At 69.5% G+C, this 21,924-nt stretch carries 19 protein-coding genes and 1 tRNA gene; 14 read left to right on the top strand and 6 right to left on the bottom strand.

Features of this window, described 5'->3' with window-relative positions; genetic code table 11:
- The first annotated feature begins 17 nt into the window (after positions 1 to 17).
- The 4 genes from murI to ACFWHT_RS14710 all read left to right on the top strand — a co-directional run bounded on the left by murI (position 18) and on the right by ACFWHT_RS14710 (position 3,241).
- A complete protein-coding gene (murI, locus tag ACFWHT_RS14695; protein WP_378829875.1) occupies positions 18 to 878 on the top strand; it encodes a glutamate racemase in 861 nt (286 codons plus the stop codon).
- 15 nt (positions 879 to 893) lie between these two features.
- Positions 894 to 1,646, top strand: a complete 753-nt coding sequence (rph, locus tag ACFWHT_RS14700; protein ID WP_378829878.1) for a ribonuclease PH — start codon at positions 894 to 896, stop codon at positions 1,644 to 1,646.
- Positions 1,646 to 2,239 carry an RdgB/HAM1 family non-canonical purine NTP pyrophosphatase gene (gene rdgB / locus ACFWHT_RS14705; protein ID WP_378829881.1) on the top strand — a complete coding sequence of 198 codons (594 nt, stop codon included), beginning with the start codon at positions 1,646 to 1,648 and terminating at the stop codon, positions 2,237 to 2,239. Before rph ends, rdgB begins: the two co-directional genes overlap by 1 nt.
- Positions 2,240 to 2,320: 81 nt before the next feature.
- Positions 2,321 to 3,241, top strand: coding sequence for a cation diffusion facilitator family transporter (locus ACFWHT_RS14710; protein WP_378829883.1), 921 nt, complete (start codon positions 2,321 to 2,323; stop codon positions 3,239 to 3,241).
- 15 nt (positions 3,242 to 3,256) lie between these two features.
- Here ACFWHT_RS14710 and ACFWHT_RS14715 read toward each other — a convergent pair whose 3' ends face one another.
- A complete protein-coding gene (locus ACFWHT_RS14715; protein WP_378829885.1) occupies positions 3,257 to 5,716 on the bottom strand; it encodes an ATP-dependent DNA ligase in 2,460 nt (819 codons plus the stop codon).
- A gap of 67 nt (positions 5,717 to 5,783) precedes the next feature.
- On the opposite strand from ACFWHT_RS14715, the gene ACFWHT_RS14720 reads away from it, so the two are divergent.
- Entirely contained in the window at positions 5,784 to 6,650 is an 867-nt protein-coding gene (locus ACFWHT_RS14720) for a Ku protein (protein WP_378829887.1), read from the top strand.
- Positions 6,651 to 6,690: 40 nt separating this feature from the next.
- On the opposite strand, the gene ACFWHT_RS14725 is transcribed toward ACFWHT_RS14720, so the two are convergent.
- The 5 genes from ACFWHT_RS14725 to ACFWHT_RS14745 all read right to left on the bottom strand — a co-directional run bounded on the left by ACFWHT_RS14725 (position 6,691) and on the right by ACFWHT_RS14745 (position 10,636).
- Positions 6,691 to 7,479, bottom strand: a complete 789-nt coding sequence (locus tag ACFWHT_RS14725; protein WP_378830021.1) for a DedA family protein — start codon at positions 7,477 to 7,479, stop codon at positions 6,691 to 6,693.
- Between the two features lie 54 nt (positions 7,480 to 7,533).
- Positions 7,534 to 7,615 (bottom strand) — tRNA-Leu (locus ACFWHT_RS14730).
- A gap of 73 nt (positions 7,616 to 7,688) precedes the next feature.
- Complete coding sequence (locus tag ACFWHT_RS14735) at positions 7,689 to 8,624, bottom strand: alpha/beta fold hydrolase (RefSeq protein ID WP_378829889.1); 936 nt, start codon at positions 8,622 to 8,624, stop codon at positions 7,689 to 7,691.
- A 12-nt stretch (positions 8,625 to 8,636) separates the two neighbouring features.
- Positions 8,637 to 10,064, bottom strand: coding sequence for an amidase (locus tag ACFWHT_RS14740; RefSeq protein ID WP_378829891.1), 1,428 nt, complete (start codon positions 10,062 to 10,064; stop codon positions 8,637 to 8,639).
- A complete protein-coding gene (locus tag ACFWHT_RS14745) occupies positions 10,061 to 10,636 on the bottom strand; it encodes a TetR/AcrR family transcriptional regulator (RefSeq protein WP_378829893.1) in 576 nt (191 codons plus the stop codon). The genes ACFWHT_RS14740 and ACFWHT_RS14745 overlap by 4 nt, the downstream gene beginning before the upstream one ends.
- A gap of 119 nt (positions 10,637 to 10,755) precedes the next feature.
- Between ACFWHT_RS14745 and ACFWHT_RS14750 the strand changes: the two genes are divergently transcribed.
- From ACFWHT_RS14750 to ACFWHT_RS14790, 9 genes are all read left to right on the top strand, one after another.
- On the top strand, positions 10,756 to 11,733 hold the full coding sequence (locus ACFWHT_RS14750; RefSeq protein ID WP_378829896.1) for a LysR family transcriptional regulator: 978 nt from the start codon (positions 10,756 to 10,758) through the stop codon (positions 11,731 to 11,733).
- A 280-nt stretch (positions 11,734 to 12,013) separates the two neighbouring features.
- On the top strand, positions 12,014 to 13,657 hold the full coding sequence (locus tag ACFWHT_RS14755; RefSeq protein ID WP_378829898.1) for an LPXTG cell wall anchor domain-containing protein: 1,644 nt from the start codon (positions 12,014 to 12,016) through the stop codon (positions 13,655 to 13,657).
- Positions 13,658 to 13,727: 70 nt separating this feature from the next.
- Complete coding sequence (locus ACFWHT_RS14760) at positions 13,728 to 15,452, top strand: ABC transporter substrate-binding protein (protein WP_378829900.1); 1,725 nt, start codon at positions 13,728 to 13,730, stop codon at positions 15,450 to 15,452.
- Complete coding sequence (locus tag ACFWHT_RS14765) at positions 15,452 to 16,408, top strand: ABC transporter permease (protein WP_378829903.1); 957 nt, start codon at positions 15,452 to 15,454, stop codon at positions 16,406 to 16,408. Before ACFWHT_RS14760 ends, ACFWHT_RS14765 begins: the two co-directional genes overlap by 1 nt.
- Positions 16,405 to 17,403: an ABC transporter permease gene (locus tag ACFWHT_RS14770; protein ID WP_378829905.1), complete on the top strand. Its 999-nt coding sequence runs from the start codon at positions 16,405 to 16,407 to the stop codon at positions 17,401 to 17,403. The genes ACFWHT_RS14765 and ACFWHT_RS14770 overlap by 4 nt, the downstream gene beginning before the upstream one ends.
- Positions 17,400 to 18,290 carry an ABC transporter ATP-binding protein gene (locus tag ACFWHT_RS14775; RefSeq protein WP_378829906.1) on the top strand — a complete coding sequence of 297 codons (891 nt, stop codon included), beginning with the start codon at positions 17,400 to 17,402 and terminating at the stop codon, positions 18,288 to 18,290. Before ACFWHT_RS14770 ends, ACFWHT_RS14775 begins: the two co-directional genes overlap by 4 nt.
- Complete coding sequence (locus ACFWHT_RS14780) at positions 18,287 to 19,156, top strand: ATP-binding cassette domain-containing protein (RefSeq protein ID WP_378829908.1); 870 nt, start codon at positions 18,287 to 18,289, stop codon at positions 19,154 to 19,156. The genes ACFWHT_RS14775 and ACFWHT_RS14780 overlap by 4 nt, the downstream gene beginning before the upstream one ends.
- On the top strand, positions 19,153 to 20,442 hold the full coding sequence (locus tag ACFWHT_RS14785) for an alpha/beta fold hydrolase (protein ID WP_378829909.1): 1,290 nt from the start codon (positions 19,153 to 19,155) through the stop codon (positions 20,440 to 20,442). The genes ACFWHT_RS14780 and ACFWHT_RS14785 overlap by 4 nt, the downstream gene beginning before the upstream one ends.
- Positions 20,439 to 21,899, top strand: coding sequence for an aminopeptidase P family protein (locus ACFWHT_RS14790; protein WP_378829911.1), 1,461 nt, complete (start codon positions 20,439 to 20,441; stop codon positions 21,897 to 21,899). The genes ACFWHT_RS14785 and ACFWHT_RS14790 overlap by 4 nt, the downstream gene beginning before the upstream one ends.
- The last annotated feature ends 25 nt before the right edge of the window (positions 21,900 to 21,924 follow it).

Consider the following 21,924-nt stretch of genomic DNA (forward strand, 5'->3'; position numbering starts at 1 on the left):
GACTAGGCTGGATGATCATGAACGACGCGCCCATCGGCATCTTCGACTCCGGAGTCGGCGGGCTGACGGTCGCCAGAGCGATCCGTGCGCAGCTGCCGCAGGAATCGCTCGTCTACATCGGCGACACGGCGCATTCGCCCTACGGGCCCAAGCCCATCGCCGATGTGCGCCGCTACAGCCTCGAGGTGCTCGACACGCTCGTCGACCAGGGCGTGAAGATGCTCGTGATCGCCTGCAACACCGCATCCGCGGCCATGCTCCGCGACGCGCGCGAGCGCTACGACGTGCCCGTCGTCGAGGTCATCGGCCCGGCCGTCCGCCGGGCAGTCTCCACGAGCCGCAACGGCCGCATCGGCGTCATCGGCACGGTCGGCACCATCGGGTCGCGCGCCTATCAGGACATGCTCGAGGTCAACGAGCGTCTCGAGGTCTTCACCGCGGCGTGCCCGCGCTTCGTCGAGTTCGTCGAGGCGGGGATCACCGGAACGTCCGAGGTGCTCGCCGTCGCCGAGGGCTACCTCGCACCGCTGCGCGATGCCGGCGTCGACACCCTCGTGCTCGGTTGCACGCACTACCCGTTCCTGCGCGGCGCCATCAGCTACGTCATGGGCGACGGCGTCTCGCTGGTCTCGAGCGACGACGAGACCGCCGCCGACGTGTACCGTCAGCTCGTGCGGCAGGACCTGCTCGCGCCGCCCGACGCGGTCGCGAGCCACGTGTACGAGGCCACAGGCGAGTCCGCAGACGACTTCACCGCGCTGGCGAACCGGCTGATGGGCCGTGAGGTGCGCGATGTGCAGCTCGTGCAGACCGGCGTCATCACGCTTCCCGATCTGTCCGAGGCGGGCGTCGACGGCGCCGCGCCCGCGCAGCACTGAACCCGAGAGGACCCCATGTCAGACATCGTCCGCGCCGACGGCCGCAGCACCGACCAGCTCCGTCGGATCACCATCGAACGCGGCTGGTCCGCGCACGCCGAAGGGTCTGCGCTGATCAGCTTCGGCGGCACGAAGGTGCTGTGCACGGCGTCGTTCACCAACGGCGTGCCGCGCTGGCTGACCGGCAAGGGCAAGGGCTGGGTCACCGCCGAGTACGCCATGCTGCCCCGGGCCACGAACAGCCGCAACGATCGCGAGAGCGTGAAGGGTCGCATCGGCGGACGCACCCACGAGATCTCCCGTCTGATCGGCCGCGCCCTGCGGGCCGTGGTCGACACCAAGGCACTGGGTGAGAACACGATCGTCATCGACTGCGACGTGCTGCAGGCCGATGGGGGCACGCGCACCGCGGCGATCACCGGCGCCTACGTCGCTCTGGCCGATGCCATCGAGTGGGGTCGCGGCAAGAAGTTCATCGGCAGGAACTCGACGCCGCTGCTCGACACGGTGGCCGCCGTCTCCGTCGGCATCATCGACGGCGAGCCCATGCTGGATCTGGCATATGTCGAGGACGTGCGGGCCGAGACCGACATGAACGTCGTCGTGACCGGTCGCGGGCTGTTCGTCGAGGTGCAGGGCACCGCCGAGGGGGCCCCCTTCGACAAGCGCGAACTGGATGCCCTGCTGGAACTGGGCATGCAGGGCTGCGCTTCGCTGCAGGAGCACCAGTTGGCGGCGCTGGCACCCGGCTCCGGAGGCGAGGCGTGATGCGCGTCGTCCTCGCCACCCACAACCCGCACAAGATCGCCGAGTTCCAGCAGATCGTCGCCTCGACGCGCCCCGACCTCGAAATCATCGGGTACGACGGGCCGGAGCCGGTCGAGGACGGTGTGACCTTCGCCGAGAACGCGCTGATCAAGGCGCGCGCGGCCGCCGCGCACACCGGCCTGCCCGCGCTCGCCGACGACTCCGGCATCTGCGTCGACGTGCTGGGCGGCTCGCCCGGCGTCTTCTCGGCCTACTGGGCCGGGCAGAAGAAGGATGCCGCCGCCAATCTCGAGCTGCTGCTCGACCAGTTGCATGACGTCGCCGACCCGCACCGCACCGCGCAGTTCCACTCCACGATCGCGCTCGTGACCGCGGATGGCGCCGAGCACACGGTCGAGGGCATCTGGCCCGGCCGGCTGGCGCACGGGCCGGCCGGCGTCGGCGGCTTCGGGTACGATCCGATCTTCGTGCCGGACGGGCAGGACGCGGCATCCGAGCGCACCGTCGGCCAGTTCACGGATACCGAGAAGCAGTCGCAGTCGCACCGCGCCCGGGCGTTCCAGGCGCTCATCCCCCTGCTCGCCGGGCTCTAGCATCCACTACTGAGAACCGTTACCGTTCCCGACTGCGCCGGACCGCGTCCCGGCCGAGCGCTTCCGGCCTAGCCTGGATGCATGCACGATCACGCACCTGCTCCGGGCGGCATCCGCGATGCCGGCCATCGGCGTCTGCTGACCGTCTCGCTCGCGCTGACCGGCACGGTGATGATCGTGCAGGTCATCGGTGCGATCCTCTCCGGCTCGCTGGCGCTGCTGGCCGACGCCGCGCACATGTTCACCGATGCGTCGGCGCTCGTCATCGCGCTCATCGCGACTGCCGTCGCGGCACGGCCCGCCGACGACCGGCGCACCTTCGGCTATCAGCGCGCGGAGGTCTTCGGAGCGCTCATCAACGCGATCATCCTCAGCGTGCTGATGGTCGTCGTGGCGGTGCAGGGCGTCCAGCGGCTGCTCGATCCGGGTGAGGTCGAGGTGGCCGGGCCGCTCATGCTGGTGGTCGCCGTGGTCGGCATGGTCGCCAACGCGATCTCGCTGTGGCTGCTGAGCAGGGCCCAGCGCTCGAGCATCAACGTGCGCGGCGCGTACCTGGAGGTGCTGGGCGATCTGATCGGCTCCGTGCTGGTGATCGTCGCCGCCGTCGTGATCGTCACCACGGGGTGGACGCCCGCCGACGCGATCGCGTCCCTGCTGATCGCCGTCATGATCCTGCCGCGGGCGGTCTCGCTGCTGCGCGAGGTCTTCTCGGTCCTCGCCGAGTCGGCGCCGAAGGGCACCGCGGTCAGCGAGATCCGTGCGCATCTGGAGGGCTACCGGGGTGTTGTCGGCGTGCACGACGTGCACGTCTGGCAGCTCACCCGTGGAGCGCCGGTGTTCACGGCGCATGTGAGCGTGGATCCGGCCGTGTTCGAGGCGGGGCGCTCGTCGCAGCTGCTGCAGGAGCTGCAGTCGTGCCTTGCCGATCACTTCGACGTCGAGCACTCGACCTTCCAGCTCGAGCCCGCCGACCACGACGAGTGCGAGGCGACGCACGCCTGACCCGAGGCATCGTGGTCACGCCTCCCGGTGCACCTCCGCCGGGGACTTGTCGGCGCGGAGACCGCGCCACCGGGAATGGCGCAGGATGCCGCCCGGCGTCCACTCCGAGAACTCCACCTCGCCGACGAGCTCCGGCCGCACCCACAAGGCATCCCGCGCCTCTGCCCGGGGCACATCGTGCACAGGCGCGTCCTCGATCCGCAGCGCCTGCAGGCGCGCGTTCAGATCGCGAAGCACGCGACCGGAGAAACCGGTGCCGACGCGGCCCACGTACTGCAGCTCGCCGTCGTCGCCGGTCACGGCGAGAAGCAGCGAGCCGAACGCGCCGCTGCGGTCGCCCTTGCCCGGTCGGATGCCGACGATGACGACCTCCTGCGTCCGGGTGTTCTTCAGCTTGAGCCACGCCGAGGAGCGGGCGCCGGGGCGGTAGGCGGAGTCGGGGTCCTTGGCGACCACGCCCTCCAGACCGTGCTGCCGGCTCATCTCCACGGCCGCGTCGACGTCCTCGAAGACGGGCGGCACCTGGATGGGTGCGTCCAGGTCGCCTGCCAGCTGCTCGAGCAGGGTGCGACGCTGTCGCAACGGCACGCGGGTGAGGTCGTGGCCGTCCAGGCTCAGCAGATCGAACAGCATGTACACGATCGGGGTGCGCACGACCTCGCGCTCGATGTCGCGGCCCTTAGTGAGATGCATCCGGTTCTGCAGGCGGGTGAAGCTGGGCCGGCCCTGCGCGTCGAACGCGACGATCTCGCCGTCCACGACGGCATCGGCGGCGGGCAGGTGCGGCGCGCCGTCGGCGGTGAGCTCGGGGTAGCGGGCCGTGATGTCGGTGCCGCTGCGGGCCTGCAGGATGAACCGGCCGTCGCGCCACGTGCCGATCGCCCGGATGCCGTCCCACTTGATCTCCGCCCAGGCATCGGCGCCGACGCTGCGGGCGATGCCGGCGGACCCGGATTCGGCGAGCATGGGGGAGTAGGAGCTGCGAGACGGCGTCACCGGTGCGCTCTCCGGCGGGTTCGGGTGCGATGGGGGGTCGGCATCCGGTCGCGCCACGGGCGCCGCTGCGCGCACGCCGGAGCGCGCCGCGACGGCGGCGTCCTTCATGCGATGCAGCAGCCACTGCGACTTCTCGCCCTCGCCCTCCGTGCGGATGAGTGCGAGCCGTGCCGAGCCCAGCCGTCCGCCGGCGCGGCCGGTGAAGGTGCCGATCACCTCGTCGTCGCGCCACTTCTCCAGCGCCACCGTGCCGGTGTCCCACACCGTCATGGAACCGGCTCCGTACTCTCCCTGCGGGATCTCGCCCTCGAAGGTGAGGTACTCCAGGGGGTGCGGTTCCGTCATGACGGCGAGGTGGTTGCGCGCGGCGGTCTCGGGGACGCCCTTGGGCACCGCCCAGCTGACGAGGACGCCGTCGCGCTCGATCCGCAGGTCGTAGTGCAGCCGGCTGGCGTGATGCTCCTGGATGACGAAGCGCGGATCGCCGCCCCCGCCGGTGTGCGCGGTCCCCGGCATCGGCTCCGGCGTCTTCGCGGCGTCGCGTTTGGCGAGGTACGCGGCCAGGGCAGGACTGGGCGGCGCGAGGGAGGCGAGCGGGTCGATCCCCGCGTCCACGCGCTCGAGCACCTCAGGGAACTCGAGGTGGCGCAGCTCGGCATCCTCCAGCTCCGCCCAGGTGCGCGGCGCCGCCACCCACGGGCGCGAGCGCCCGCGCAGCGAGTACGGCGCGATGGTCGTCTTGGCGGCGTTGTTCTGACTCCAGTCGATGAACACCTTCCCGGCCCGCACCGACTTCGACATGACGTGCGTGGCGAGGTCGGGATGATCGGCCTCGATCAGGCGGGCCAGCTCCTTCGCCACCGCCGACACCTGGTCGCTGGTCTGCAGGCCGGTGCCGTCGTCACTGGTCGGCAGGCGCGCGTACAGGTGGATGCCCTTGCTGCCGCTGGTGACGGGCATCGGCTCCAGGCCCATGCCGGTGAGGATGCCGCGCGCGATGCGCGCCACCTCGGCGCACTGCGCGAGACCCACGCCCGGCCCGGGATCCAGGTCGAGCACCATCCGGTCGGGGTGCGCGCGCCCGCCGGAGTGCGTGAAGCGCCACTGCGGCACATGCAGCTCGAGCGCTGCGATCTGCGCGAACCACACGAGCGTGGCCACGTCGTCGGCCAGCGGATACTCCTTCGGTCCGTCGGAGTGCTCGATGGGCATCCGCCGGACCCAGTCGGGCGCACCCTGTTCGAGCTGCTTGGTGAAGAAGCTCTCGGCCGGGGCATCCGCCGTTCCCGTGCCGTCCACCCAGCGCTTGCGGGTGACAGGCCGCCCGCGCAGGTGCGGCAGCATGGCCGGGGCGATGCGCGAGTAGTACGAGATGACCTCGCCCTTGGTCGTTCCCGTCTCGGGATAGACCACCTTCTCGAGGTTCGTGACGCGCAGGCGACGGCCGTCGACCTGCACGACCTGCCCGCTCGCTGCCATGGGGACAGAGTAGTCGCCGCGGGTCAATCCCCTGGCCGTAACGGCTGTGACTGGTGATACTGGTGTCATGAGGAGCATCTGGAAGGGCGCGGTGACCTTCGGCCTGGTGAACGTGCCGGTGAAGGTGTATTCGGCCACCGAGGATCATGACGTGTCGCTGCACCAGGTGCACGATGAGGACGGCGGCCGCATCCGTTACCAGCGCATCTGCGAGCTGGACGGCAAGCCGGTCGCCTACGCGGACATCGACCGGGCCTATGTCGACGACGACGGGCAGACCGTGGTGCTCACCAAGAAGGACCTCGCGGCCCTCCCCGCCGAGAAGAGCCGCGAGATCGACGTGGTGGAGTTCGTGCCCAGCGAGCAGATCGATCTGCTGACCCTCGACAAGCCGTACTACCTGGAGCCGGACTCGAAGTCGCCGAAGGCGTACGTGCTGCTGCGCAAGACGCTCGAGCAGACCGACCGCACCGCGATCGTGCGCTTCACGCTGCGGCAGAAGACCCGCCTGGCGGCGCTGCGGGTGCGCGGCGACGTGCTCGTGCTGCAGACGCTGCTGTGGTCCGACGAGGTGCGCGAGGCGAGCTTTCCCGCGCTGGACGAGGACGTGAGGATCAGCAAGAAGGAGCTGGAGCTGTCGGCATCGCTGGTGGACAGCTATTCGAGCGACTTCGATCCCGAGGAGTACGTGGACGAATACCAGAAGGAGCTGCGCACCCTGATCGACGCGAAGATCGAGGCGGGCGACACCTTCGACGCGTCGGAGACGTTCGCGGAAGAGGGAGTCGCCGCCGGCGGCGAGGTCATCGACCTGATGGAGGCGCTGCGCGCCAGCGTGGAGAAGTCGAAGGCCGCCAAGAAGGATGCCGGGTCGAAGGGATCCGGCGCGGACAAGTCCGGCCGGAAGGGCTCGGGCAAGAAGAAGGCGGGCTGACGATCGGGCGCCGCACGGTCTCCGCGGCGCCCGGAGTCCGTCAGTGCTTGCCGTCGCCGTCCAGGTCGGGAGCGCGGTCGAAGACCTCGGCGTCGAGGGCGAGGGCCTGCGCCTCCGTGGCATCCGTGTCGGCGTCCGCGCCTGCGGCGGCCGCCTTCTTCGCCTTGTAGCGCTCGCTCAGGTAGTGCCAGAGGGTGACGAGCGCCGTGCCGCCGACAGCCGCGAGCAGGATCAGATCGATGTAGTTCTTGACGAAGCCCGCCACCTGCGGGATGAAGCCGATCGCGTAGCCGAACATCGTCAGCCCGAAGCCCCAGATCACCGCGCCGATGAGGTTGTACAGCGTGTACCGCCGCCACGGCATGTGGCCGACGCCGGCCGCGACGGGAGCGAACGTGCGCACGATGGGCACGAAGCGGGCGAGGATGACGGTGATGCCCCCGAAGCGCTCGAAGAACGCGTTCGTGCGCTCGACGTTCTTGCGGCTGAACAGGCCGGATTCCTTGCGTTCGAAGACCGCGGGTCCCCCCTTGTGCCCGATGAGGTAACCGACCTCGCCGCCGATGAAGGCGGCGAGGCCGATCAGCAGGGCGACCAGCCAGACGCTCATCCCGAAGACGCCGTGCTCCGAGCCCGCGAGCGAGTGCGACAGAAGACCGGAGATCACCAGAAGGGTGTCCCCGGGCAGGAGGAAACCGACCAGCAGGCCGGTCTCCGCGAACACGATGAAGCACACGACCAGCAGCGCCCAGGGTCCGACGGCGGTGATGATCGTCTCGGGGTCGAGCCAGGGGATGAGTGCGGTGGGCGCGTAGGCGAGTGCATGCAGCAAGGGAGGTCCCGTCGTTCGTGATTCGGCGGTGGCGATGCGGGGCATCACACGTGCGGAAGGTGGGACTTGAACCCACACGCTCGAAAGCACAGGAACCTAAATCCTGCGTGTCTGCCAGTTTCACCACTCCCGCGCTCGGACAAGTCTATCCAGCGGGCCGTGCGGGTTTTCCGTACATCTGCCGAGGACGCGCCCGTCGAGCCTCGCTATCGTCCCTCTCGGGCATCCCGGCCGTCGACCGGTCCGCCGGCCCGCCAGAACACTTCGAGGATGGCCTCGTGCACCGCCTCGGGCTGCTCCTGCGGGATCATGTGTCCGGCGCCGTCGACCACGATGACCCGGCCCTGCGGCGTCGAGGCCATCATGCTCTCGGCGATCGCGTTCCAGCGCGGTCGCACCTTCGCGGTCGCGCGGGTGACGTTCCCGCCCTGCAGGACGATGGTCGGCACGTCCGGGGTCCCTTCGGCCTCGAGCTGCTCGAGCAGCGGGACCGCCGCCGTGATCTGCTGAGCCTCGCGCCGGCCCGCGGCCATCGCCTGCACGCCGGCGTAGTCGCGGGCGAAGCGAGCCTGGTCGTCGGCGCTGATGGTCTCGGCGAATCCGTCCGGAAGCATCGCTCGCACGATCAGATCCGGACGACGCAGCCGCGCGAGCAGCGCGTTGATGCGGAACGACACGAGGTTGAGGCGCACGATGGCGGGTGTCATCAATTCCGCGACCGTCGCGTCGACGAACACCATCCCGGCGACCCGCTCGGGGTGCCGGCCGGCGAAGGATCGGATGATCGGTCCGCCCCAACTGTGGCCGACGAGCACCACGGGCCCGCTCTCGCCGATCGCGTCCAGCAGGCTCGTGAGGTCTTCGGTCAACCGCTCCAGTGTGCGGTCGTGGTCGTCGACGTCGCTGCCGCCGTAACCGGACCGGTCGTAGGAGAGGGTGCGCGCGTGCGCGCTCAGTTCGCGCTGGGTGTGAGCCCAGCAGGCGGCAGGAGCGCTCATTCCCGCCTCGAGCACGATCAGCGGGCCGGGCCCGTCGCCGGCGCGGATGGTGCGGATTCGCCTGCCGTCCGGCAACTCGACGAACTGCTCATCGAGTCCAGCGCCCGGATCCAGCATCGGTGATGGAGGGACGGTTTGTGACATGGTGACTGCCTTTCATCGATACCACTGAGGAGGATGGACCGCTTCCCAGAGCCCTTCGTGCTCCAGTTGCGCGGCCAGGGAGAGCAGCGCGGCGTCCTGGCGGACGCGCCCGATCAGCTGGATGCTGTAGGGCAGTCCGTCGTCGTCCAGATGGGACGGCAAGGCGATCGCGGGCTGACCGGTGAGGTTCGCCCATGGCGTGTAGCACGACCACTCGATCATCCGCTGGCTGACGTGTTCGATGCCTTCGGACTCGAAGTGCCCCACGGGGACGGGAGGCCCGCTGGTCGTCGGTGTGAGAGCGAAGTCGAAGTCGTCGAACGCCGTCAGGAACTTCGTCGCGTAGCGGGCGAGCACGGCCTGCATGGTCAGCACGTCGGCGCCCGTCATCGCTTCGCCCGTCGCAGCGAGGTGCCGTGTGTGAGCGGTGAGCTGATCCCGCTTGTCGTGCGGCACCATCGCCGCCGTGTTCATGGCGGCCGAGATGGCGAGCATGTCTCTGACCGCCCGGGCTGTGACCTCGTCATAGCGGGCGGGCGGAGCGATCTCGATCACCTCGTGACCGAGCTCGCGCAGCAGTTCGACGGTGCGGCGCACGGCGCGGATCGCTTCGGGATGCGGGTCGACGTCGTCGAAACCCGTGTCGGTCCACCAGGCGATCTTCAGGCGCCCGTGCGGCCTGTCGCGGCCGGCCTCGGCCAGGTCGACATCGGACCGCCAGTGGTAGAGGTCTCCGACCGGACCGCGGGCCATGACCTCCAGCAGGAGCGCAGCGTCTTCGACGGTTCGCGCGAGTGGGCCTTCCACACCGGTCGCGAAGAACGAGCCGGCGGGAGCGAGGCTCACCAGGCCCCTGCTCGGCTTCACTCCGACGAGATGACAGGTGGCCGCAGGGGTGCGGGTCGAGCCGGCTCCGTCACTCGCGTGTGCCAACGGAAGGAGACCGGACGCCACCGCGGTGGCCGCGCCGCCGCTCGATCCGCTCGAATAGCGACGGGTGTCGAAGGGCGTGACCGCCGGGACGGGAGCCACGCCGTCGTCGATGTAGCACGCAACGCCGAACTCGGGTGCGTTGGTCTTTCCGAGCAGGACCGCCCCGGCATCCCGGATGAGCCCGACGGTCCAGGCGTCGTCGGTCGGCATCGACCCGGCGAGCGGCTTCGAGCCGAAGGAGGTGGCGAGCCCGGCGGTCGCGTGAAGATCCTTGATCCCGATGGGGATCCCGCCGAGCGGAGTGTGCACGTCCCGGGCCAGCTGCTCGTCCGCTCGATCGGCATCGCGCAGGGCGAGTTCGGGATCGACGGTGATGAACGCGCCCAGCTCGCCGTCGAGCCTGTCGATCCGGTCGAGGTAATGCTCCGCCAGTGCCCGTGCGGTGAAGTCGTGACCGCGCAGGCCGCGCAGCTGGTCGGCGGTGGAGAGCTCGTGCAGCGCGCTCATCGCACGGCCGCCATCGAGGTGACGATCCGATGAGCGGCGTCCGCGACGGCGTCGAGGAACTCCGCGGACGGGACACGGCCGGCGACCAGCCGGGAGTGCATCAGCGGACCCTCCAGAAGGCCGCTGATCAGCTGGGCGTCCGGAAGCTCCGGGATCTCGCCGCGCTCGACCGCCTTCTCCAGGGAGCGCCGCAGCGAGCGCCCTCGTCGCAGTCCCAGCTCGCGGAAGGTCGTCTCCGCATCGGCGTCGTCGGCCAACTCGGCCAGCCAGCCCACGACGCTGTCCATCCACGGTGCCGACCATGACCTCGTGAGGTCGTCGAGGTACACGCGGAGGTCGGAGCGGAGGGACCCGGTGTCGATGTCGGAGATCGGTGGCACATGCACGGCCAGCGCATCGGCGACCAGTCGGCTCTTGGTGGGCCAGCGGCGGTAGACGTCGCTGCGGTGGGCTCCGGCGCGAACGGCGACGCGGGCGAGAGTCAGCTCCGCGTAGCTCCCTTCCGTCATCAGCTCCCAGGTCGCAGCGAGCAGCCGCCGCTCGAGCTCGGGATCACGGGGTCTTCCGGCCATTGTCGCCACCTTTGGTCAATCAACTACACGACGTCGTGTAGTTGATGGTAGAGCAACCCCACAGCCCACACAAGGGGCCTCTTCCTGGACGCCGCACGGCAACGCCTATGCTTCAGGGCATGAACATCGAAGTTCGGCACTTGCGGATGCTGTGCGCGATCGCCGATGCGGGCTCGCTCTCGCGCGCCGCCGCGGATCTCGGATTGTCGCAGCCCTCGGTGACATCGGCACTGCGCCGGCTCGAGGCCCATGTGGCCGGGCGGCTCTTCTGGCGCAGTCATCGCGGTGTCGAGCCGACCGAACTCGGCATTCGGCTCATCTCCCGAGCCCGCATCGCTCTGGCGGAGGTCGACCAGCTCGAGGGGGAGCTGAGTGCGCGCCGGTTCGGTGGACCTCTGCGCATCGGTATCAGTCAGATGTCGTGCACGCCGCAGATCATCGCCAACCTCGACGCCGCATTCGGAGCGTCGACGACCTTCTCGGTCGACGGCTCCACTGCCGTGCTCGCGCACGAGCTCAAGCATCGCCGACACGATCTGTCGGTCGTGGTCGTGAGCGAGGACAACAAGCGAGAGCTGCCGGGCGACGTGCACGTCCGCGTGATCCAGCCATCGGTGCCGGTCTTCGTGGCGCTGCCTGAGCGGCACAGACTCGCCGGATGCACGGAGGTCGAGCTGGCGGACCTCGCCTCCGACGCCTGGGTGGGGCCTCCCGGCGCCGACGACGGATCGCTGGCCGAGCTGAGAGCCGCGTGCGCCGACGCCGGGTTCGTGCCGAACGTGCGCTTCGTCGTCCCGGCTGGTGTCGGCCGGTCGATCGTCACCCAGACCGACGCGGTGCAGCTGGTCGAGCCCGCCTCACCCGAGACGCCTGGCCTCGTGACCCGTCCGCTGGTGGGCGATCCGATCCGTCTGCGGCTGGTGCTGGCCTGGCAGCGGGACGATGTCCGACGCGACGCGCCGGACATCGCGCATCGCGCCGCGATGAGCGCATACACGCAGTTCGCGAGGAGCAGCCCGGTGTACGTCGACTGGTGGCGTCGCAGTCGCGCGGAGAAGAGCTGGGCGAAGCAGCTGGATCCCGTGTTCGCCGACTGATCCCGCGAGCCGGATCAGTCGTCGTCGCCGCTTCGTCCTGGCCGGGGCGCGTCGCGCAGTCATAGCCGGCGGTGATGGGTTGCGCCTGCGCGTCCGTATGTTCTTCGGACGCCTCCCATAGCTCACACCTATACCCGGGCGGGATAGGCACAGCATCCGCGGCGTTGGGACAGTAGCGAGTACCGCATCTCACCGCCCGGTCGACCCGACAACCGGCCGGAACGGCCGACAAGGTCTCCGCGCTGTGCGATGCGATCACTCGACGACGAAAGGTGCTCCAATGGCGGAGTCTCGATCCACCCGCGTGCGGTCCCGATGGGCCGCACCGATCCTGTCCCTGAGCCTGACGATCGGCATGTGCGCGGCCGGCGCCCCCGCGTTCGCCGACGAAGCGCCCGCGCCCGAGGGCACCGCGGGGGAGACGGTGCTTGCGGCCGAGCAGGCGCAGGATGGCCTGCCGCAGGAAGATGCGGTCACGGCAGGAGCGCAGGACGCGGACGCCGTGCGGCCGGATGCCGGTGACGGCACGGCGGTGCCCTCGGGCACACAGGATGCCGATGCTTCCGAGCCCGGCGGCGCGCAGGAGGCGCCGGGTGCCGAGACGACCGGCGATGAGGCGGACGCCGCAGAGACGCAGGATCCGGCGGCGCAAGCCCAGGATGCGGCCGACGCACAGGCCGACGCGACACAGGCCTGCCTCGACGGTCACCTGCAGTACACGCTGCTCATCGCCGAGATCAAGGCGGAGCAGACCCGGCCCGCGCGCAGCGCGGCGTGGACTCTCGTGGGCGCGACGGAGGAGGGCGGTGCCGTCGCACCTCTGGCCCAGGGCGCCACCGACGCGAACGGAGACTTCAGCGCCTGTGCGCCCGTCGCGACGATCTACGACGCGGCTGTCGAGTTCTCCTCGCACAGCGACAAGCCCTGGCGTGTCGTGGTGGACGACGGCGATGCTCCCGCCGAGCACAGCTTCACGGGTGCTGAGCAGGCATCCGTCTCGGGCATCGTCGACGTGGGCACGATCGACGTGCCCGAGGCGCTGGCCGGCGCCTGGAAGATCATCGACGATGTGACGCTGCTCTGGGACCTGCGGGCGAGCGGGACGCCGTGCTGGACGGTGCACGAGACCGACGCCGACGCGTGCACCGAACTGGAATACGCCTGGCCGGATGCCGAGGAAGGCGTCGCGTACTTCGCCCTCTCCACGACGCAGCGCATCGTGCTCGGAACGGATGTGCCTCCGTCTCAGCACACCGTGCTGCACGAGGCGGGGCACTGGCTGCAGTGGGTGCTGGCGGGGAAGGACTTCCCGGTGGTCACCGGCTGCGATCCCCACTACATCGAGAAGCCGAGCTCGAAGTCCTGCGCGTGGACGGAGGGATTCGCCGACGCGGTCGCCGCGTGGGCGCTGGGAGACCGTCGCTTCGTGTTCCCCAGCGGATTCTCCTGGCCGCTGGAGAACCCGGACGGCATCGCCTGGGAGGGTGGTGACGTCACGCAGGGCAACGTCGCGGGAGCGCTGCTGGACCTCTGGGCGGCGGACGGCCCCGACGGACGCTGGGACGCGAACATCGCTCTCATGTCCAGGCACAACCCCGCGGACTTCCGGGACTACTTCCTGAATGCACGGCCCGCTGAGGGACTCGCCATCGATCAGGCCGCCAGAGACGTGATCGCGCGTCACGGCATCGTCTACGAGAGCGCACCTGTGGTGGAGCCGGTTCCGGACGACCCCGCGCCGGTCGACGAGGACCAGGCCGTCACCGCGCCGGTCTCCGACGACCGATCGGCCACCCGGGCCGCGGCGCTCGCCAGCACAGGGGCGGATTCCTCGCCGCTGCTCGCCGCCGCCATCGTCCTGATGCTCGCCGGTGCCGCCGCGTTCACGCTCAGCCGCCGCTCGCGTCGTCGCGTCGCCGGCTGACCGATCCACTCAACGACAGATGCGCAGCACCCGGCCGCGCACCGACACGACCGACCCTGAAGGAAACACCATGACACGGCACCATGCTCACCGAGGCGACCGCAGCCGGACGCTGCACGCCGTCAGCCGCTCGACGAGGCTCATCGCCCTGGGCGCGACCGCAGCCCTCCTGCTGTCGGCCTGCGCGCCCACCGGCGATGCGGAGCCGTCGTCGTCGGGAGCGGGGGCGAAGCGCGGCGGCACCATCCACATGCTGCAGCAGTCGGACTTCTCCTACCTCGACCCGGCGCGCGGCTGGGACACCGGCGTCGCGCAGATCTACCGGCTGCTCTACCGAGGCCTCACCACGCAGGCGGCGGGCGACTCCGACGACCCGAGCTCCGTGGTCCCGGACCTGGCCACCGACCTCGGCACCGTCTCCGACGACGGCCTGACCTGGACCTACACGCTCAAGGACGGGCTCGCCTTCGACGACGGCACTCCGATCACCTCGGCGGAGGTGAAATTCGGCATCTCGCGCGCCTGGGACCCGCAGATCGGCATCGGGTCTCCCTACCTCGTGAAGACCATCGCGGCCCCGGACGACTATCAGGGCCCGTACGTCTCCGGTGAGCTCGACGCGATCGAGACGCCGGACGCGAAGACCATCGTGTTCCACCTCAAGAAGCCCTTCCCGGAGTTCGATGCCGTGCTCGCTCAGCCGAACGGGGCGCCGTTCCCGGTGGGCTCGGGCGGAGGAGAGGAGTTCCTGAAGAAGGTCATCGCGTCCGGGCCCTACACCCTGGAGGAGTACACGCCCGGCACGCGGATCGAACTGAAGCGGAACCCGAACTGGCAGGCCGAGACCGACGACGTCCGCAAGGCTTATCCCGACGAGTGGGTGTTCGACCTCGGGCTGGACCCCGCCACGATCGATGAGCGGCTGATCGCCGACCAGGGGGCCGATGTCAATTCCATCGCCTCGGGAATCACCAAAGCCTCGCTGCCGCGGCTCACCGACCCCAAGCTCAAGAAGCGGCTGCTGTCGGCGGAGGGCGTCTGCACCTCGTACATGTCGATGAACACCGCGGAGGGTCCGTTCGCGGACGTGCGCCTGCGTCAGGCGGTGAACTGGGCGCTCGACCGCGAGATGATCGTCAACGCCATCGGCGGACCCCAGATGACCAAGGCGGTCACCACGATCGTGCCCGCCAGCATCAACGGCCACCTCGACTACGACCTGTACCCCGGGCCGGACGCCGACAAGGCGAAGCAGCTGCTCGCCGAGGCGGATCACCCGGACGGCTTCACCTTCACCCTCGACATCGCCTCCGCCGACGCCACGAAGGACCGCGCCATCGCCATCCAGGAGTCGCTGTCGAAGGTCGGGATCGACGTCGAGCTCAACGTCATCGACACGTCCATCTTCTACGAGACGGTTCAGACCCCTGCCAACGCACACGACGCCGCGCTCGCGAGCTGGTGCCCGGACTGGTCGTCCAGCGCCAGCACGTTCATCCCGCCGCTGTTCTCGTCGTCGGCGATCACGGAGAAGGGGAACCAGAACCTCGCCCAGTTCAGCGATCCGGCGATCGACCGCCGGATCGAGGAGGTGGCCGCGATGACCGACATCGCGGAGGCGAACAAGGCGTGGGGCGAGCTCGACAAGCTCATCATGGAGAAGGCGCCCTGGGCGCCGCTCACGGTCGGCAAGGGGCTCTTCCTGCCCGGCAGCAACGTGGCGAACTTCACCCCGAGCACGGATCTTCTCGACCTGTCGGTGATGGGGCTCAAAGACCCCCAGAAGGGGAACTGATGTCGCTCGAGACCTCCGTTCGCGCGAGTGACATCGAGCCGGGGGCAGCCGTCGCGCTGCCCCCGGCTCGGGCGCGGGGGACGTGGCGCCGGCTGCTCTCGGACATACCCCTGACGCTCTCCGCGGGCTACATCCTGCTGATCATGCTGCTGGCGCTGTTCGCTCCGGTGCTGACGGCCTGGTCGGGCTGGGATCAGTACACCTTCGACCAGACGGCCATCGATCCGGAGGTCGGGGGCATCCCCCGCGGAGCATGGGGCGGCATCAGCGCCGAGCACTGGCTGGGGGTGGAACCGGCGACCGGACGGGACATCTTCGCACGCATCGCGTTCGGCGCACGCGTGTCGATCTCGGTCGCGCTCGCCGCAACCGCCGTCACCACCGTCGTCGGGGTCGTGCTGGGACTCGCGGCCGGCTATTTCGGCGGGTGGGTCGACGCCGTCGTCTCGCGCAGCATGGAGTTCCTCATGGCGTTCCCGGCGCTCATCTTCATGATCGCCATCCTGTCGTCCATACCGGCGGGCAACCGCATCGTCCTGCTCGTCGCCGTGATCTCTTTCTTCGGGTGGCCCTACCTCGCTCGCGTCGTGCGGTCGCAGACGCTGTCGCTGAAGGAGAAGGAGTTCGTCGAGTCCGCGCGCGCCTCCGGCGCGAGCGGGCTCTCGATCATCTTCACCGAGATCCTCCCGAACCTCCGCTCGACCGTGCTGGTGCTCGCGGCGCTCGCCGTTCCGGGCTTCGTCGCGACGGAAGCGGGTCTTTCGTTCCTCGGCGTGGGCGTGGTCCCGCCGACACCGAGCTGGGGTCAGATGATCGCGGAAGCGGCCCGCTGGTACGCGGCGGATCCGGTCTTCTTCCTCGTCCCCGGAATCTTCCTCTTCCTGCTGGTGATGTCGTTCACGACCTTCGGCGACCGCCTGGGCGCTCTGCTGGACCGAGGGGAGGCGCGCGCATGATCGGCGTCATCGCCCGGCGTCTGGCCGCCATGGTGCTCATCCTCTTCGTCGTCACGGTCTTCACCTACGTCATCTTCTTCGCGCTGTCGCCGGATCCGGCGCTGCAGATCTGCGGCAAGAACTGCACGCCCGAGCAGATCGATCAGCTGCATGCGAACCTCGGGCTGGATCAACCGTTCCTCGTGCAGCTGTTCGGGTACATCGGCGGCCTGTTCTTCGGGCACACCTACCTCATCGGCGGCGCCGAAGTGGCGTGCCCCGCACCCTGCCTCGGCTACTCCTTCCAGACCGGCCAGTTCGTGACCGAGATGATCCTGCAGCGGCTGCCGGTCTCCCTGACGATCGCGCTCGGAGCCGCAGTACTGTGGCTCGTCGTCGGCGTCGCAGCCGGCCTCCTCAGCGGGGTGAAGGAGGGCACGGCCACCGATCGAGTGATCGCCGGGCTCAGCCTCGGCGCCATGTCCGTGCCCGTATACGTCTCCGCCCTCGTCCTGCAGTACGTGTTCGTCGTGGTCCTGGGATGGCTGCCCTTCCCGCAGGCGGTGGAGTTCTCCGAGGACCCGGGACGCTGGTTCGCGAGCTACCTGCTGCCCTGGGTCGTGCTGTCGATGCTGTACGCCGCCGTCTACACGCGGCTCACGCGCATCAACGTCATCGAGACCCTGCAGGAGAACTTCGTGCGCACGGCGCGTGCGAAGGGACTGCAGCCCGCACTCGTGTGGCGGCGGCACGCGCTGCGGCCGGCCCTCACTCCGGTGGCGACCATGCTGGGCATGGACATCGCCGGTCTCCTGGGCGGAGCACTCATCACCGAGACCGTCTTCGGGCTCAATGGAGTCGGCAAGCTCACCGCCGACTCGATCACCAAGAACGATCAGCCCGTCATCATGGCCGTCACGCTGCTCTCCGCGGTGTTCGTCATCGTCGGCAACCTCGTGGTCGATCTCGTCTACGCGGCGATCGATCCTCGGATCAGGACGGGAGCGACGGCATGAGCGGCGCATCGGAGGCACTGCTGAAGGTCGAGGACCTCAGCGTCGAGTTCCGCACCGGGCGAGGCCCGTTGCGGGTGGTGGAGTCCACGAGCTTCGAGCTCGCGCCCGGTGGCACGCTCGGGATCGTCGGCGAGTCCGGATCGGGCAAGTCGATGACGAGCCTCGCGATCATGGGGCTGCTGCCGAAGGGCGGACGTGCGGAAGGAAGCATCCGGTTCGGCGGCGTCGACCTGCTCTCGCTGCGTGAGTCCCGCATGAGGGCGGTGCGGGGAGGTCGGATCGCCATGATCTTCCAGGACCCCCTGTCATCGCTGAATCCGTATTACACGGTGGGCACCCAGATCGCCGAGGCGTATCTCGCGCACCATCCGACCGCAGGGCGCCGCGAAGCGAGGAAGGTGGCCATCGAGGCGATGGAGCGGGTGCGCATCCGCGATGCGGCCGCACGCGTGGATCAGTATCCGCACCAGTTCTCCGGAGGGATGCGCCAGCGGATCATGATCGCGATGGCGCTCTCGATGCAGCCGGAGCTGATCATCGCCGACGAGCCCACGACGGCGCTGGACGTGACCGTGCAGGCGCAGATCCTGAGTCTGCTCGACGAGATCCGCCGGGAGAGCGGTGCCGGGCTGATCCTCATCACGCACGACCTGGCCGTCGTGGCGGAGGTCGCCGAGGAGGTGCTCGTCATGCGGCAGGGGAGGACCGTCGAGCAGGGCGCGACGCGAGAGGTGTTCCGCAGTCCTTCCCACGAGTACACCTTCCGCCTTCTCGACGCCGTCCCGCGCATCGACGACGAGGTGGGGGAACTGAAGCGCATCGGGTTCGCGGAGCGACCGGGACCGCTGGCGAACGCCGGGGTCGGAATCGGAGAGGAACGGGCATGACGGAGGACGGCACGCAGACGAGGACGCCGATGCTTCGCGCTTCGCGCCTCGTGAAGGAGTTCGGATCGAAGAGGGGTCCGCTGCAGCGCAGAGCGGGGTTCCGTGCCGTGGACGACGTCTCGTTCACGGTGGACCGTGGTGAGACCCTCGCTCTCGTCGGCGAGTCGGGGTCGGGCAAGTCGACCACCGCCCGGCTCATCGCCCGGCTGCTCGACCCGACCTCGGGCTCGATCGAGTTCGAGGGTGTGGAGGTGAGCTCTCTCGCCGCGAGGCAGCTCCGCCCGTACCGCTCGCAGGTGCAGGTCGTGTTCCAGGACCCGTTCTCGTCCCTGAATCCGAAGCACAGCGCGGAGCAGATCATCACCGCGCCCCGCCGGCACCTGGGACTGCCGATGCCCACCGGAGCGAGTGCCTTCGCCCGCGACCTGATGGCCAGGGTCGGGCTCGACCCGGATCACTCCACCCGGCGGCCGGCCCAGTTCTCGGGCGGGCAGGCGCAGCGCATCGGCATCGCGCGAGCGCTCGCCGTCTCGCCGAAGCTGATCATCTGCGACGAAGCCGTTTCGGCGCTGGACGTCTCCGTCCAGGCGCAGGTCATCAACCTGCTCAAGCGTCTGCAGGCGGAAGAGGGCTTCGCCTATGTCTTCATCGCGCACGACCTCGCCGTCGTGCGCCAGATCGCCACGCGTGTGGCGGTGATGAGCCAGGGACGGATCGTGGAGTCCGGTGAGCGGGATGCCGTCTTCGACGCGCCGCGGCATCCGTACACGCGCGAGCTGCTGGCGGCCGTCCCCCGGATAGACCCCGAGTGGGATGCCCATCGGCGGGCAAACTCGCCGTTCGCCGGCCAGGAGGCGGCAGCGTGACCGTGGAATACCACCTTCCCGGCATCCACGTCACGGAACTGCTCGTGCGCGTCCCGCTCGACTGGAACGCCGTCGGGGCAGCGGCCGGTGCCGAGATCGATCTGCTGGTGCGAGAGCTGGTGGCACCCGATCGCAAGAACGACGAGCTGCCCCTGCTGCTCTACCTGGAGGGCGGCCCCGGTGGCGCTTCTCCGCGTCCGCTGGGGCGCTCCGGCTGGATCGACGAGGCGCTCGAGCACTACCGCGTCGTGCTCATCGACCAGCGCGGCACGGGCCGCAGCAATCCACTGGAAGGCGCCGACTTCATCCGGCTCGACGCTGAGACCGGAGCGGATTTCCTGTCGTTCTTCCGCGCCGATTCCATCATCCGCGACGTCGAGCATGTGCGTCGCACCCGCTACGGCGGACGGCAATGGGCGATCCTCGGGCAGAGCTACGGCGGGTTCCTGGCGCTCACCTATCTCTCCACGGCGCCCGCCGGGCTGAGCGCCTGCTACATCTGCGGCGGCATCCCGGGCGTCCCGCCGTCCGCCGACGAGGTCTACCGGCGGACGTTCACCCGCGCGCGGAGGCGGAGCGAGGAGTTCTACCGGCGCTTCCCCGACGACCTCGAGCTCGTCGAAGCGATCGCCGACCGGCTCGCCGACGGCCCGGTCCACCTGCCCGACGGTGACATCCTCACCGTGCGGCGTTTTCAGAGCCTGGGCCTCGCCTTCGGCATGGGGCCGGGTCTCGCGCGGATGCACTGGCTCTTCGAGCGGGCGCTCGTCACGCAGTCGCGATTGTCGACGCACTTCCTCGAGCGGGTCATGGTCGAGACCTCCTCGGCGGAGGACCCGCTGTTCTGGACGCTCCAGGAGAACATCTACGCGGATGCCGGAGGCGGACCGACCGCATGGGCGGCCGAGCGTCGACGCGATTCGCATCCGGAGTTCGGCGAGGAGCGCAGACCGCTGCTGTTCACCGCAGAGATGGCCTTCCCCTGGATGTTCGACGAGATCCGGCTGCTGAGACCGTTCCGCGACGCGGTTCATGCGCTCGCGGCACGATCCGGATGGCCCGCCCTGTACGACGAGGACGCGCTCGCGGCCAACGAGGTCCCGCTGGCCGCGGCGGTGTACTTCGACGACCTCTACGTCGATTCCGGCCTGCAGCTGGACACCCTCGGCCGCATCGGCGGCGCACGCGCCTGGGTGACGAACGAATTCGAACACGATGGCATCAGCTCCGGACGAGTGCTCACCCGTCTGCGGGAGCTGGTGCGCGACAGCGGAGGAGAGAGATGATGACACCGGCAGACACCACCACGGCGCAGACCGGCCCGGCGAGGCCCCTGCACTCGGGTGTGCGCCCGCCGAGGCTGACCGCGAGCCCCGGATTCGTGGAGCACATCGGCACCGGCTGGGGGGAGATGCGCACCGAGACCGGTGTGCAACCGGAGGCGGCGGCCGCCGCGCTCCGGCACCGGGAGCGCCTGTCGGCCGCGTTCCCCGGACGCACACTCGTCGTGGCGTCGGGGAGCGCACCTGTTCGCAACGACGACTGCTCCTACGAGTTCCGCGCCGACTCGGCCTTCGTGTGGCTGACGTCATGTCAGGCCGAGAACGCGGTGCTCGTCCTGCATCCCCGATTCGGCGGGCACGACGCCACGCTGTACCTCCCGCCGCCGTTCCGGCCCGGCGAGGACGGATTCTTCGACGACTCCGATCACGGCGAGCTCTGGGTCGGTCCGCAGCCCGGCCTTGCGGAATGGCAGAACGATCTCGGCATCGATGTGCGTCCGCGCGGCGAGCTGTCGTCTCGGTCGTGGGAGCGGGCTCTCGGAAGTGCGGCGGCCGTGCGCGCCGGCCTCGACGCTCAGCCGTCGGACGACTTCGATCGGGTGCTCTCCACCCTGCGCATGGTGAAGGACGAGTGGGAGATCGCCCAGCTGCGCCAGGCGGTGGACGCGACGACCGAGGGTTTCGCGGCAGTCGCGGCGGAGTTCGCGAACGCGGTCCGTCCGGGGCTGGGGGAGCGCTGGCTCCAGGGCACTTTCGACAGGCACGCGCGCACCTTCGGCAACGGCCCGGGGTACTCGACGATCGTGGGCTCGGGCGCCCACGCTCCCGTGCTGCACTGGTCGCGCTGCGACGGACCGCTGGATCCCTCGGCATCCGTGCTGCTGGACATGGGCGTGGAGGCGCGCACGCTCTACACCGCCGACGTCACCAGGGCGCTGCCGGTGGGCGGGACCTTCACGGATGCCGAGCGCACGGTGCACGATCTCGTCGAACGCGCCCACCGCGCGGCGCTGGCCGCGGTCGGTCCCGGAGCGCTGTTCAGCGACTTCCACCATGCCTCGATGCAGGTCCTCGCGCAGGGGCTCCACGACTGGGGACTGCTGCCGGTCTCGGTCGATGAGGCGCTGTCGCCTGAGGGACAGCATCACCGTCGGTTCATCTGCTGCAGCGTCGGGCACCATCTCGGCCTGGACGTGCACGACTGCAGTCGCGCCCACGCGTCCGACTACTCGATGGGAGAACTCGCACCGGACATGGTGATCGCCGTGGAGCCCGGGCTGTACTTCCACGCCAATGACCTCACCGTCCCGCCGGAGCTGCGCGGCGTCGGCATGCGCATCGAGGACGACGTGCTCGTGACGCCGGACGGCAACGAAGTGCTCTCCCGTGCGCTCCCGATCGACGCGCGTGGACTGGAGGCGTGGGTCCGCGCGCAGTCTGTGGATAACTCCGGCCGCTGATCCGCGGATTCTGTCATGATTCCCG

Source organism: Microbacterium sp. NPDC058342, from assembly GCF_042723935.1.
GTDB lineage: Bacteria > Actinomycetota > Actinomycetes > Actinomycetales > Microbacteriaceae > Microbacterium.

What these genes read in the sequence shown, in the direction of transcription:
- murI (WP_378829875.1), top strand. Translation starts at nt 18, where the DNA reads ATGAACGACGCGCCCATCGGCATCTTCGACTCCGGAGTCGGCGGGCTG.
- rph (WP_378829878.1), top strand. Translation starts at nt 894, where the DNA reads ATGTCAGACATCGTCCGCGCCGACGGCCGCAGCACCGACCAGCTCCGT.
- rdgB (WP_378829881.1), top strand. Translation starts at nt 1,646, where the DNA reads ATGCGCGTCGTCCTCGCCACCCACAACCCGCACAAGATCGCCGAGTTC.
- ACFWHT_RS14710 (WP_378829883.1), top strand. Translation starts at nt 2,321, where the DNA reads ATGCACGATCACGCACCTGCTCCGGGCGGCATCCGCGATGCCGGCCAT.
- ACFWHT_RS14715 (WP_378829885.1), bottom strand. Translation starts at nt 5,716, where the DNA reads ATGGCAGCGAGCGGGCAGGTCGTGCAGGTCGACGGCCGTCGCCTGCGC.
- ACFWHT_RS14720 (WP_378829887.1), top strand. Translation starts at nt 5,784, where the DNA reads ATGAGGAGCATCTGGAAGGGCGCGGTGACCTTCGGCCTGGTGAACGTG.
- ACFWHT_RS14735 (WP_378829889.1), bottom strand. Translation starts at nt 8,624, where the DNA reads ATGTCACAAACCGTCCCTCCATCACCGATGCTGGATCCGGGCGCTGGA.
- ACFWHT_RS14740 (WP_378829891.1), bottom strand. Translation starts at nt 10,064, where the DNA reads ATGAGCGCGCTGCACGAGCTCTCCACCGCCGACCAGCTGCGCGGCCTG.
- ACFWHT_RS14745 (WP_378829893.1), bottom strand. Translation starts at nt 10,636, where the DNA reads ATGGCCGGAAGACCCCGTGATCCCGAGCTCGAGCGGCGGCTGCTCGCT.
- ACFWHT_RS14750 (WP_378829896.1), top strand. Translation starts at nt 10,756, where the DNA reads ATGAACATCGAAGTTCGGCACTTGCGGATGCTGTGCGCGATCGCCGAT.
- ACFWHT_RS14755 (WP_378829898.1), top strand. Translation starts at nt 12,014, where the DNA reads ATGGCGGAGTCTCGATCCACCCGCGTGCGGTCCCGATGGGCCGCACCG.
- ACFWHT_RS14760 (WP_378829900.1), top strand. Translation starts at nt 13,728, where the DNA reads ATGACACGGCACCATGCTCACCGAGGCGACCGCAGCCGGACGCTGCAC.
- ACFWHT_RS14765 (WP_378829903.1), top strand. Translation starts at nt 15,452, where the DNA reads ATGTCGCTCGAGACCTCCGTTCGCGCGAGTGACATCGAGCCGGGGGCA.
- ACFWHT_RS14770 (WP_378829905.1), top strand. Translation starts at nt 16,405, where the DNA reads ATGATCGGCGTCATCGCCCGGCGTCTGGCCGCCATGGTGCTCATCCTC.
- ACFWHT_RS14775 (WP_378829906.1), top strand. Translation starts at nt 17,400, where the DNA reads ATGAGCGGCGCATCGGAGGCACTGCTGAAGGTCGAGGACCTCAGCGTC.
- ACFWHT_RS14780 (WP_378829908.1), top strand. Translation starts at nt 18,287, where the DNA reads ATGACGGAGGACGGCACGCAGACGAGGACGCCGATGCTTCGCGCTTCG.
- ACFWHT_RS14790 (WP_378829911.1), top strand. Translation starts at nt 20,439, where the DNA reads ATGATGACACCGGCAGACACCACCACGGCGCAGACCGGCCCGGCGAGG.